Below are 12,714 nucleotides of genomic sequence, written 5' to 3'. Positions count from 1 at the left end.
CGCCCCGCCCACTGCTGTCATTGAAACAATTTCTGACAAAAAAAACGGGCCGGATACGTCCGGCCCAGGAAAATGGGGACGTACCCCATTTATTTGACAACTGATTACACGCAGCTACCTTTAGCTACCGATGCGGCCGCCGTCGTCCTTGGTGATGGCGATGGTGGCCGAACGCGGGCGCTTGCCGGCGCCGTAGCCGGCATTGGCCGGCCACTGGCTGGTGTATTTGCTGGGGTCGGCGATATTGGCGTTGGCCGTGCCCTCGCCCGGGTGCTGGATGTTGACGAACAGCGTCTTGCCATCCGGCGTTTCGGTGATGCCGGTCAGTTCGCAATCGACCGGGCCGACCAGGAAGCGCTTCAGGGTGTCGGCGGTCGGGGTCTTGCCGACGAAGGTATCGACATTGCCGGCGCCGTAGGCCAGCGTGACCTTCTTGCCGTCGCCGACCTGGCCCGGCAGGCCGGCCAGCATCATGCAGTTGGTGACGTCGGTGTAGGCGCCATCGTCGGTCTGGATCCAGCAGATGCCGGTGGCGCGCGAGAAGGCCAGGCCGTCCGGGCTGGAGAAGTCCTGCTCGGCGGTCAGGCTGGACAGGTTGACCAGGCCCGGGTTGGCATCGGACTGGGCACCGAACAGGTAGACGTCCCAGGTGAAGGCGGCGGAGGCATTGCCATCCTTTTCCTTGACGCGCAGGATGTGGCCGTTCACGTTGCCGCTCTGTTTGCTCGAGCCCTTCATGTCTTCATAGCTGCGCGGGTTCGGGCCGTCCGGCACGCTGCGGCCGCTGTTGTTGGTCAGGGTGAAGTAGACCTCGCCGTTGGCCGGATTCACCGAGCACCATTCCGGGCGGTCCATCTTGGTGGCGCCCACCGCGTCGGCGGCCAGGCGGGCGTTGACCAGCACGTCGGCCTGGTCGGCAAACTTGTAGGTGGCGTACGCGGCAATGGCGGCGTTGCCGATGTTCAGCTCGATCCAGGTACCGCTGCCGTCGGCGGCGAACTTGGCGACGAACAGCTTGCCCGCGTCCAGGTATTTGTCGCCGGTGGCCAGCAGGTCGGCCGGGTTGGCATCGGCCTCGCTCCAGGTGGCGCTCGAGACGAATTTGTAGATGTACTCGTTGCGCGAATCATCGCCCATGTACACCGCCAGCGGCTGGCCGGCCACGGTCTTGCCGAAGGCGGCGCTTTCGTGGGCGTAGCGGCCCAGCGCGGTGCGCTTGCGCAGGTTCTTGGCCTTGTTGTACGGATCGGCTTCGACGATATAGCCCATGCCGTTCATCTCGTTGCGGTAATCATCGCTGCCGTCCACCGAAGCGCCCAGCCGGGAGTTGTTCCAGCGCGCATACTTGTCGTCGAGGCCACCGGTTTCCCAGCCGTGGCGCGAGGCAGCGCCCTGGTTGCGGCCATAGCGCTTGAGCGCGGCGACGCTCTTGTCGTTGCCGCGCGCCGCATCGTCGGCTGCGCCGCGGGTGAAGTAGCCGCTCCAGTTTTCTTCGCCGGACACGAAGGAGCCCCACGGCGTGCGGCCGGTGCCGCAGTTGTTCAGGGTGCCGCGCACCTTGCTGCCGTCCGTCGAGTACTTGGTTTTCACCAGCACATTGCCCTTCACGGGGCCGCTGATGTCGCAGTCGGTGAGGCAGGTGACGCGGCGGTTGAATGCCGAATCCTTGACGTATTCCCACTTGCCGGCAGCCTTGCGCACTTCCACCACGGAGATGCCGTGCAGCGCGGTTTCGCGGTCGACTTCGGCGGCCGGGCGCGGCAGGGCGTTGCTGCCGCCGTTGGCGTGGATGAAGAACGATGCCAGCTTTTCATTGGTGGTGGCTTCGTGGTTGATCGCCAGCAGGCCGCGTTCGTTGCCGCTGGCCGAAGGCTTGCCCGCGCTGTCCAGGCCGAAGAATTCCATGCCGTCGTGGTGGTCGCCGGCGCGGTTGTCGAAGTCGGCATCGCTGCCATCGTTCTTGAAGGCGGTGGCGGAGGCGGTGAGCGGATCGCCCAGCGCGTAGATGACGGAGGCGGTATAGCCGGCCGGCACGCTGACCTTGTCCGCCAGGCTCTTGCCCACGGCCGTGAAGCCCAGCAGCTTTTCCACCGGCACCGGGGTGTCCGGCTTGGTGACGACCGGTGCGTCGCTGCCGCCGCCGCAAGCGCTCAGGGTCGCCGAGCCCATCATCACGGAGATGGCCGACGCTACCGAACCGCGCAGCAGGTTACGGCGGCTGATGCGCTGGTCGAGGACTTCGCTGAAATGTTGGTTCGGGGTATCGTTGTAGCCGATGTCGTCGTGATCGATCTTGTGTTCCATGCCGCTTTCCAAGGGGTGGGTTGTGAATGCCCGCCATTCTAGAAAGCGAAAATGACAACAGCGTGACCAAACCAGCTAGCGGCACCACTCCATTTTCTGGAGCTGGATGTGCGGATGGCTTTCCAACGCTTCCCAGTGCGGCAGGAAGCGGAAGCCCAGCTTGGCGTAGAACGCCGCCGCACGCGCATTGTCCGGCGACACATCCAGCACGACGCGCTGGTGGCCCTGGGCCAGCGCATGCGCCTTCATGGCCTCCACCAGCGCAGCCGCCGCGCCGCTGCCGCGGTGTTCGGGCGTGAGCCACATCGCGATCAGATTGAACTCCTGCGCTGCGCTGACCAGGCCGCCGATCATGCCGACCGGCGTGTCGCCGCTGAACGCCAGCAAGTAGCTGGCCGGGCCGCGGGCGGCAGCGCGGTCGCGCCATTGTTGATCGGAGTTGGCGGCAGCGCTGGCGTGCGTTACGCCAAAGGCAGTGGGGGCATCGCGCAGCGCGGCCAGGCGCAGCGCTTTGAGGATGGGCCAGTCCGGCTCGGTGGTAGCTCGTATATGCATGGGGCAAGTATAGCAACTGTGCGTGCGCGCACGGCGCGGCGGGCGCGGCGGCGCGAGACTGGACTGAAAGGAGGCACGCCATGCCCGAAGGCCCATCGATCGTCATCCTCGCCGAACAAGTGCACGCCTTCGAAGGCCGCACCATCTGCGCCGCCAGCGGCAACAGCCAGGCAGTGCCGTTTGACGAACTGCTTGGGCAGCCGGTCCTGTCGCTGCGCAGTTGGGGCAAACATTTCCTGATCGAGCTGCCGCTGTACACGCTGCGCGTGCATTTGCTGATGTTCGGCAGCTACCGCATCGACGAACGCAAGGAAGGCGCCGCACCGCGGCTATCGCTGCAATTTGAGGAAGGCGGCGAGCTGAACTTCTATACCTGCTCGGTCAAGCTGGTGGAAGGCGAACTGGAGCAGGCGTACGACTGGCGTGGCGACGTCATGGCCGCACAATGGAGCCCGCGCCTGGCGCTGAAGAAGCTGCGCGCGCGTCCCGCGCGCCTGGTATGCGATGTCCTGCTCGACCAGGATATATTTGCCGGCGTCGGCAATATCATCAAGAACGAAGTCTTGTTTCGCCTGCGCATACACCCCCTCTCCAGCGGCCATAAATTGCCGCTTGGCAAGTTGCGTGAGCTGGTCAAGCAGGCCCGTCAATACAGTTTTGAATTCAAGGTCTGGAAACTGGCGTTCGAATTGAAAAAACATTGGCAGGTGCATAACCGTAGCGTCTGCCCACGATGTAATATCCAACTGCACCGGGCTCACCTGGGGCTCACCCAGCGGCGAAGTTTCTGGTGCGAACGCTGCCAGAAGCGCTACAGCGGTACCCTTGATGTTGTAAAGATCTAGCTCATCCAGTATTGCCTGTTGTTAATAACAATAGGTAGGACTACAATCATTTCGATGCGCCTAAAAATTGCGCATCGCCCAGGACTGTATGTCATATTTGGAAATGCCCATATGTCTTTCTTGTCTTCTGCGACGCCCAAACTGGCGCCATGGCGAATCCTGCTGGTTGATGACGAACCCGATATCCACGACATCACCAAACTCACGCTGAGCCGGTTTCGGCTGGAGGGCCGCGGCCTGGCCTTCCTGCACGCCTACAGCGGCGCCGAAGCGAAAGAAGTGCTGGCGCGCGAGACCGACATCGCCCTGGTGTTCCTCGACGTGGTGATGGAACGCGAAGACTCCGGCCTGGAAGTGGCGCGCTGGATGCGCGAAGACCTCGACAACCAGTTCACCCGCATCGTGCTGCGCACCGGCCAGCCGGGACAGGCGCCGGAAGAACGCGTGATCGTCAATTACGACATCAACGACTACAAGGAAAAGACCGAGCTCGATCGCACCAAGCTGTTCACCACCACCTTTGCCGCCCTGCGCGCCTACCGCGACATCATGAAGGTGGAGGAAGCGCGCCGGCAGCAGATGCATTACCGCGAAGGCCTGGAGCGGGTGATTGCCGCCTCGGCCCACATCTTCCAGGCGCGCAACCTGAAGGACTTCGCCAACGGCTTGCTGCAGCAGGTGGTCGCCCTGTTGCGCCTGGAGCAAAGCATGCTGGTGCGCCTGCGCGGCGCCAGCGCCGTCAGCGGCGAAAACGATTACGAAGTGCTGGCCCAGATCGGGCAGGAGCAGGACAGCCTGCTGACGCCGGAGCTGCTGGCCCAGCTCAAGGACGCCGAACGCAACCGCATCTCGCGCATGACCGGCGACACCTTCGTCGGCTACTTCCCGAACAGCAGCGGCAAGGCGTCGCTGCTGGTGCTGAAAGGGGTGGACGAGATTTCCGAGATCGACCAGCAGCTGCTGGAGATTTTCTGCAGCGGCGTGGCGATCGCCTTCGACAATATCCTGCTGACGCAGGAGATCACCGATACCCAGGCCGAGCTGATCATGCGCCTGGGCGACGTGGTCGAATCGCGCTCCAACGAAGCAGGCAACCACGTGCGCCGCATGGCCGAATTCTGCCACCTGCTGGCTAGCGCGGCCGGCATGCCGGAAGAAGAGACCACCGTGCTGAAACACGCGGCGCCGATGCACGATATCGGCAAGATCGCCACCCCCGACTCGGTGCTGCTAAAGCCCGGCAAGCTCGATGCGGCCGAATGGGAAATCATGAAACAGCATCCCGCGGTCGGCCTGTCGATCCTGGACGGCTCGCAGCGCCCGATCCTGAAGGCGGCCGCCGTGATCGCCCACCAGCACCACGAGAAGTTCGACGGCAGCGGTTACCCGCAGGGCCTGAAAGGCCATGACATCCACGAGTATGCCCGCATCGTCGCCGTGTCCGACGTGTTCGACGCCCTGATGCACAAGCGCTGCTACAAAGACGCGTGGCCGGTCGAGAAAGTGGTGGCGCACATGCGTGAAGTGGCGGGCAGCCACCTCGACCCGAAATTCGTCGAGCTGCTGATTGCCAATATGGACCAGGCGCTCGCCATCAACGAACGCTTTCCGGATTAAAGTCGGGGTCAGCTCTGGCAACAGGACATTTGCCGAAGGCAAATGTCCTGTTGCCAGAGCTGACCCCGACTTTCTATTTGCTACGCTGGTCGCGGGGGAAGCGCAGGTGGTAGTGCAGGCCCATGCCGGGTGAGCTGGCCACCTTCACCGTGCCGCCCAATGGGCCGGTCACCAGGTTGTACAGGATGTGGGCGCCGAGGCCGCTGCCGCCGGAGCCGCGCTTGGTGGTGAAGAAAGGGTCGAACAGCTGCTGCAGCGTGGTCGAATCCATGCCGACGCCGTCGTCGCTGTAGTCGAACAGCACATGGTCGCCTTCCAGCTTGCCGCTGATGCGGATGGTGCCGTTCTGCCCTTCTTCGAAGCCGTGCACCAGCGAATTCACCACCATATTGGTGACGATCTGCGAGACGGCGCCGGGGAAGCTTTCGCAGTGGATGTCCGGCGGACAGTCGACCTTGACGGCAATCGGCTTGCCTTTCAGCTTGGGCTGCAGCGACAGCAGCACTTCGTCCAGGTATTTGCGCAGGTTGAAGTGGCGGATATTGTCGGACGACTGGTCCACCGCCACCTGTTTGAAGCTGCGTACCAGGGCGGCGGCGCGCTGGGTATTGGTGGTCATGATCTTCAGCGACTGGTCGACGGTGTTGAAGAACTGGTTCAAGCCGTCTTCGTCAAGCGTGCCTTCGGCCAGGTCGAGGCGGCACAGGCGCAGTTCTTCCACCAGGTGGCTGGTGGCGGTGACGCAGATGCCGAGCGGGGTGTTGATTTCGTGCGCCACGCCGGCCACCAGGCGGCCCAGGGAGGCGAGCTTTTCTTGCCGCACCAGCTCCGATTGCGCCGTCTGCAATTGCGTCAGTGCGGTGGCCAGCGCGCTGTTCTGCTCTTCCAGTTCGGCCTTGGCGCGGCGGATCGCGAGGTCGGCGCGGGTGCGCGCGATGGCCGCTGCCGTGTGGTTGGCAACGTAGGCCAGGATGTCCAGCTCGGCCTGCGAGTAGATCACCGATGCATCGTAGCTTTGCACGATGATCACGCCCAGCGCCCGCTCGCCCACCATCATCGGGCAGCCCATCCAGCTGGCGATGCCCTGGTTGCCCAGCGGTTCATTGATGTCGCCGCTGGCCATCAGGGCTGCGAACGCGGGGCCGTCAAGCAGCATCGGCTGGCGCTTCTTCAGCACGAAGGAGCTCATGCCGATGCCGTATTCAAAACGCCGGACCGGTGCTTCCAGGTCCTTTTCGTCGACAAAATAGGGGATCGAGATCTCGTCGCGCTTGGGGTGATACAGCGCGATCAGGAAATTGCGGGCGGTGATCAGACTGCCGACGATATCCTGCAGGCGCGCGTACAACAGCTTGGCGTCCGATTCGGCGGAGGCGGAGGCGGACAGGCTGGCAATCTCGTACAGCGCGCGCTGCAGGCGTTCGGCCTTGCTGCGCTCGGCCACCTCGCGCTGCAGTTCCAGCGTGCGCTCGCGCACGGCGCGTTCCAGCCGGTCCATGCTCTGCAAGCCTTGCAGGGCGCTCGATACGTGGTTGGCGATCTGCGCGAACAGGGCCTGGTCTTCCTCGCTGTAGGTATGCTCCTTGTCGTAACTCTGGATCACCATGGCGCCGATCACGTCATGGCCCTGGTCCAGCAGCGGGCAGCCGACCCAGTGTTCGGCGATGGTGCCGACGCCGAACACCTCGTTCTCTTCGCGGGCGCGATGCTCGTCGCCGGTCATCACCAGGCGCTGCTTGTTCAGGATCACCCAGGCGGTGGGTGACTGGTCGGGCGTGGCCAATTGCACCAGCTGGTCTTTATAGGGATGGTCGTCCACTTCATCGACAAAGTAGACGAAACGCACGGCATTGCCGGGCGCGCCGCGGTCGCTCAAGGCCACATAGAAATTCGAGGCGTACATGATGCGGCCCAGTGCCGCGTGCACGGACTGCAGGAAGACCGTGATATCGGTGCAGCTATTGGACAGATTGCCAATTTCCAGCAGGATTTCCTGGACGGCCTCCAGGCGGCGCAGACGGCTTTCCATCTTGTTCCCAAGGTTAGATGCGTCAGGGAAATATAGCAGGAGGCGCCCACGCTAGCCAGCGGAAAACAAAGCCCGCGTGGTGCGCGGGCCGGATCAGGATAGCCTAGTTTGTGCCAGATCAATGCAGCGACATGGCGGGCCGTCGCGGCGGCAGGATCGGCGGGCCAAGCGGCGTAATGCGCGGATCGATGGCCGGGTCGGGCGTCTGGTATTTGAAGGGATTGATAATGATTGGAGGAATCGTCGGTGGCGCCGATGGCGGACCTTTGGGGCCGCCGCCGAACCAGGTGGATGCGCTGCACTGGCGCGGTTCGCTATCGATTCCCAGGAGCAACGATTGGCCCCCGTCTCTTACTAGCCAAGCCATATTCCCCTCCATCTCAGAGATCGGATATTCAGTATAGGCAAACAGTTAATGAATTCAAGCGGCAATTTGGCTGGGCGCGCAGCTTCTTCCATTCATCATCCGAATTCCACCGTTCGTCGCAATCCGGTGGCTGGGCCGGGGGACGCGGCCTACAGTGACACCATGTTCAACGCCAAGAGGCCCATCATGAAAAAGGTATTTGCCCTGTCCCTGGTCTTGCTGTTCTTCTGCACGGTTGCGGCCTGGTTCGCCTTCGACGCCAACGACCTGGTCGTCACTGTCGGCGACTCGGACTATGATGGGCCACTGGGCACCTTGCTGGGTACCGTGCTGACCGGCGGCGCGTTTGCCGTGATGGCGGTGGCGCTGGTCTTCGCGGCGGCCGTTCTCGCGGTAGTGATGGCCGGCGTCGGCGTGATCGTGATCCTGTCCCTGGCATTGGCGGCCGTGGTGACCATCGCCGCCGTGTCGCCCCTGCTGCTGCCGCTGCTGATCCCCTTCTTCATCTACTGGCTGGTGAAACGCCGCCACCGCAAGCCTGCCAACCCTGCCGCGCCGGCACTGGAACACGCCCCTGCCTGATGGCCCCGGTCGGGTGCTAGAATGCAATTTTGGCAACCTATACGGAATTGCATCCATGCGCCCGACCCTCTTGCTGTTGTCTTTAGCCCTCGCCTTCCCTGCCGCTGCCCTCGCTGACAGACTCGACGACGCCATCCGGGCGGAAATGAAACGCAGCCATACTCCCGGCGTGGCGATCGCCGTGGTGAAAGACGGCAAGATCATCCGCGAGCAAGGCTACGGTTTCTCCGACCTGGAAAACCAGGTCAAGGTCACGCCCGCCACCATTTTCCAGTCCGGTTCGATCGGCAAGACGTTCACCGCATCGCTGGTGATGCTGCTGGCGCAAGACGGCAAGCTGTCGCTGGACGATCCGATCGCGAAGCACCTGGCCAACACGCCCAAGGCCTGGGACGGCATCACCATCCGCCACCTGCTGTCGCATACCTCGGGCCTGGGCGATCCCTACGCCAAGCTGGACCTGACCAAGGATTACACGGAAGAAGAACTGATCGCGCTGGAAGCGGACATCCCCGTGCTGTTTGCGCCGGGCGAAAAATGGTCGTACTCGAACATGGGCTACCACCTGCTCGGCTTTATCTGCAACAAGGCCGGCGGCAAGTTCTATGGCGACCAGCTGCGCGAGCGCATCTTCGCGCCGCTCGACATGGGCACCCGCATCATCAGCGAAACCGACATCATCCCGCACCGGGCGCGCGGCTATGAACGCAAGGGCGGCAAGCTGGTGAACCAGTCCTGGGTGGCGCCGCGCCTGAACACCACGGCGGACGGCAGCCTGTACCTGACGGCCCGCGACCTGGCGAAGTGGGACCTGGCGCTCTACGGCGACAAGGTGCTGCCGGCCAGCGTGCGCCAGGCCAGCTGGACGCCGGCCAAACTGAACGACGGCAGCGCCACCGGCTACGGCTACGGCTGGCAACTGTTCGAGCGCAACGGCCACCGCACCATCGCGCATGGCGGCGCCTGGCAAGGCTTCCGCTCGCAGCTGTACCGCTTCGTCGACGACAAGCTGTCGGTGGTGGTGCTGGCCAACTCGGCCAGCGCGCGTGCGGGCAAGCTGGGCGACATCGTCGCGGCGCATTACCTGCCGGCCCTGGCCGTCAAGCAGAAACCGGCCATTGCGGAAACCGAGCCGGCGGTCGCCGAACGCGTGCGCACCATGTTCGCCAGCATCGCCGACAGCAAGCTGCCGGAAGGCTTGAGCGAGAAAGTCGCCGATAACCTGTCGCCGGAATTCCTGGCCATGGTGTCGGAAGACTTGCGCGACTGGGGCCCGCTGCGCAAGGTGGAAGCGCTGGCGCGCAGCACCGATGGCGAGATGCGCAAGTACAGCTACCGCCTGAACTACAGCAGCGGCGCCTTGCTGGTCGACCTGAGCCTGGGCAAGGGCGACAAGGTCGAGCAGCTGCGCATGCGCCCCGACTGATCAACCTTCCACGCGATTGCGGCCGGCGCGCTTGGCGCGATAGAGGGCGTGGTCGGCCCGTACCAGGGCCGCATCGCCGCTGCGGTCGGACGGCGCCATGCTGGCAATGCCGATGCTGACCGTGATGGCGATGCTGCTGCCGTTGCGCCCCATCGGCGTCTCGGCAATGCGCTGGCGCAGGCGTTCGGCGAAGGCGCGCGCCGCTTCCAGGTCGGCGCCGGGCAGCAGGATGGCGAACTCCTCGCCGCCGACCCGCCCCAGCATGTCGATCTTGCGCTGCGAGTCGCGCATCAGCCCGGCCAGGTGGCGCAGCACGGCATCGCCCCAATCGTGGCCGTGGGCGTCGTTGATATCCTTGAAGAAGTCGATGTCCAGCATCAGCACGGCGGCGCGGCCGCCGACGTCGCGCTGCAGGCGGGCCTGTTCGTCTTCCAGGCGCGTCATGAATTCGCGCCGGTTCGGCAAGCCGGTCAGGAAGTCGGTGGTGGCAAGCTGCACCAGTTCTTCATTCAGGCGCTTGCGCTCCGTGATGTCGATGGTGGACACGATCACGAAGTCCAGCGCGTGCTCATGGCCCGGCATCACCAGCAGCGTCAACTCGTTCTGGCGCTGCACGCCATCCAGGCGCAGGTAGCTGCCCTCGCACTGGAACAGGTGCGAGCCCTGCGCCATCGCCAGCAGCGCGCGGCCGAATTCCGGCAGGGACGATGGCGCGAAATTCTGCGCCAGGCTCAGTTGCCCCGGCTGCTTGCAGGCCGGATCGGCGCCGACCTGCTCCAGCGCGGCGGCGTTGAGGTCGGTGATGCGCACCAGCCCGGCCAGGCGCTGCAACTGGCTGGGGTTCACCTGCAGCCATTGCGCCACGTCTTCCACGCCCGACTCCTGCAACTCCTGCAATGCGCCGCGCACGGCCGACCAGTCCTGCTGCCACAAGGCCACCGGCGCATGGTCGTACAGGCTGCGGAAACGCGCCTCGCCAACGCGCAGGGCTTCGGCGGCGCGGGCCTGTTCCACCGCGATGCCGGCCAGGCTGGCGGCCTGGTCGATCAGGGCCAGTTGCGCCACGCTGGGGCGCTGCGGTTCGCGGTGGTAGATGGCGAAGGCACCCAACACCTTGCCGTTGGCGCCATGCACCGGCTCCGACCAGCAGGCGCCCAGGCCGGCACGCAATGCCATTTCGCGGTACGGCGCCCAGAGCGGGTCGCCGGCGATGTCTGCCACGATGATGCGGCTGTTGCTGGTGACGGCCTTGCCGCAGGAACCGTTGCCGAAGCCGATCGGCAGGCCGTCAATGGCCTGCCTGAAAAAGGCCGGCAGGCTGGGGGCTGCGGACAGCAACAGGTTGCGGCCTTCCTCGTCGATCAGCATGAGGCTGCAGATCATGCCGGGGTTGACCGCTTCGATGCCGCGCATCAGGCTGTCCAGCACTTCCTGTTGCGGCGCGCCGGCGGCCAACAGTTCCAGCACCTGGTGGCGCCCTTCCTCGCGCCGTTCATTCATGGTACGTTCGGTGATGTCGCGGAAGGACCACAGCCGCGCCGGCCCGCTGCCCAGGCGCAGCGGGCGCGTGGTCACTTCCAGCACGCGGCCATCGCGCATCTGGAGCTGGCTGTGGCTGTCCTCATCGTCCGGTTCGGGCCGGGCGCAGGCATGCAGGAAGGCGTCCGGCTGTTCGAGCTGGCCTGCCATATGGGCCAGCAGGATGGCGCCGTCGTTTTCCCAATCAAGCTGCTCCGGCACATTCCACAATTGGCGGAAGCGGCGGTTGGAATTGAGCACCGCGCCGCTGTAGTTGTCGACCAGGATGCCGTCCACCGTCGAATCGAGAATGCAGCGCAGCACCGCCTGGCTGCCCTGCGCATGTTCGGCCATGGCCAGCAGGGTTTCCTGCCCTTCGCGCAATTCATCGCCCATGCGGCTGCTGCGGTCGAGCGCGATGCGCAGCCGTTGCCGGCTTTCCGCCAGCACGTAAGCCAGCAAGGCCAGCAAGGCGCTGATCAGCAGGCCGCCAATGGCGATGGTGCGCGGCTTGTCCGTCAGTACGCCGCCAGGCTTGGGCAGCGCGCTGATATGCAGAGTCCAGCGCCGGCCGGCCAGGCTGACGCGCTTGAGCGCATGCAGGCGCCCTGCCGCAGCGGCAGCCGCCGGCGCGCTGTCGAACATGCGGCTCATGGCGTTGGGCTCTTCGCCGTCGTAGACTTCCACGTCCAGGCCGCGCACGGCGTCGTGGCCCAGCGCGGCCATCACGTCGCCCATGCGAAACGGCGCATAGACCCAGCCTTTCAAGGCGCTGCGGCGCTGCACCAGGGTATAGCGCCCCACGCCATTCTGGTAGATTGGCAGCGCGATGATGAAGCCGGCCTGCACCGGGCCGGCGGCTTCCTGTTTCAGCAGCAGCTTGCCGGTCATGGTCGGCAGGCCCGAATCGCGCGCCTGCTCGAAGGCGGCGCGGCGTACCGGCTCGGACAGGCCGTCATAGCCGAACGCCTGCAGGTTGCCGCCGGAGAACGGCTCGAGATAGACCACCGGGCCATATTGGGCTCTTCGTCCGGGCGGCGTCACCGCATACTCGGCGAAGCCTTCCGCCTGCACCATGGCGACGTGCGACTCCAGCTGCGGGCCGGGCACCATGCGCATGAAGCCGATACCCTGCAGGCCGGGGAAGTTCTGGCCCAGCTCGAGGCGCTCGATATAAGTGTGGAATTCCTGGCGGTCGACAAAGTCGGAACTGGCGAACAGGCCCTGCACGCCGTACAGCACCTGCACATAGGCCTGCAGGCGGGCCGCAATATTATTGACCAGTTCAAGCGCGCGGTAGTCGAAGCCGGCGCGCGCATCGCGTTCGGCATCGAGCTGGGCCCCCCACCAGACGCTGCCGGTCGCCGTCAGGCACAGCGCCGCCACCAGCCCCGCCAGCAGGCGCGGTTGGAGCAAGCGTTGTAGCGGCGGGCTGGCAGGTGGCCTCTGCATACCAGCATCTTAGTTTGTT

At 64.7% G+C, this 12,714-nt stretch carries 9 protein-coding genes; 4 read left to right on the top strand and 5 right to left on the bottom strand.

All coding sequences use genetic code 11. The features are described 5' to 3' along the window. Nucleotides 1-120: 120 nt before the first annotated feature. On the bottom strand, nucleotides 121-2,304 hold the full coding sequence (locus BM269_RS15495) for a PhoX family protein (protein ID WP_090438367.1): 2,184 nt from the start codon (nucleotides 2,302-2,304) through the stop codon (nucleotides 121-123). Between the two features lie 75 nt (nucleotides 2,305-2,379). Beyond that, entirely contained in the window at nucleotides 2,380-2,859 is a 480-nt protein-coding gene (locus tag BM269_RS15490) for a GNAT family N-acetyltransferase (protein WP_090438364.1), read from the bottom strand. 80 nt (nucleotides 2,860-2,939) lie between these two features. Here BM269_RS15490 and BM269_RS15485 point away from each other — a divergent pair, with 80 nt between their 5' ends. After that, nucleotides 2,940-3,704: a DNA-formamidopyrimidine glycosylase family protein gene (locus BM269_RS15485; RefSeq protein ID WP_090438361.1), complete on the top strand. Its 765-nt coding sequence runs from the start codon at nucleotides 2,940-2,942 to the stop codon at nucleotides 3,702-3,704. A 111-nt stretch (nucleotides 3,705-3,815) separates the two neighbouring features. Continuing rightward, nucleotides 3,816-5,321, top strand: a complete 1,506-nt coding sequence (locus BM269_RS15480; protein WP_090438357.1) for a DUF3369 domain-containing protein — start codon at nucleotides 3,816-3,818, stop codon at nucleotides 5,319-5,321. A gap of 73 nt (nucleotides 5,322-5,394) precedes the next feature. Here BM269_RS15480 and BM269_RS15475 read toward each other — a convergent pair whose 3' ends face one another. Together BM269_RS15475 and BM269_RS15470 are read right to left on the bottom strand one after the other, a co-directional pair. After that, complete coding sequence (locus BM269_RS15475; protein ID WP_090438356.1) at nucleotides 5,395-7,350, bottom strand: GAF domain-containing sensor histidine kinase; 1,956 nt, start codon at nucleotides 7,348-7,350, stop codon at nucleotides 5,395-5,397. A 118-nt stretch (nucleotides 7,351-7,468) separates the two neighbouring features. Further along, a complete protein-coding gene (locus BM269_RS15470; protein WP_139232754.1) occupies nucleotides 7,469-7,717 on the bottom strand; it encodes a hypothetical protein in 249 nt (82 codons plus the stop codon). 186 nt (nucleotides 7,718-7,903) lie between these two features. Here BM269_RS15470 and BM269_RS15465 point away from each other — a divergent pair, with 186 nt between their 5' ends. Both BM269_RS15465 and BM269_RS15460 read left to right on the top strand, forming a co-directional pair. Further along, nucleotides 7,904-8,299, top strand: coding sequence for a hypothetical protein (locus BM269_RS15465; protein ID WP_139232753.1), 396 nt, complete (start codon nucleotides 7,904-7,906; stop codon nucleotides 8,297-8,299). Between the two features lie 55 nt (nucleotides 8,300-8,354). Beyond that, complete coding sequence (locus tag BM269_RS15460; RefSeq protein ID WP_090438346.1) at nucleotides 8,355-9,725, top strand: serine hydrolase domain-containing protein; 1,371 nt, start codon at nucleotides 8,355-8,357, stop codon at nucleotides 9,723-9,725. Here BM269_RS15460 and BM269_RS15455 read toward each other — a convergent pair whose 3' ends face one another. After that, nucleotides 9,726-12,695: a CHASE domain-containing protein gene (locus BM269_RS15455; RefSeq protein WP_090438343.1), complete on the bottom strand. Its 2,970-nt coding sequence runs from the start codon at nucleotides 12,693-12,695 to the stop codon at nucleotides 9,726-9,728. Between the last annotated feature and the right edge of the window lie 19 nt (nucleotides 12,696-12,714).

The sequence above is a fragment of the Duganella sp. CF458 genome, assembly GCF_900113115.1.
Lineage (GTDB): Bacteria > Pseudomonadota > Gammaproteobacteria > Burkholderiales > Burkholderiaceae_D > Rugamonas.
The sequence above is the reverse complement of the archived record's forward strand: the minus strand, read 5'-3'. Positions and strand labels throughout refer to the sequence as shown.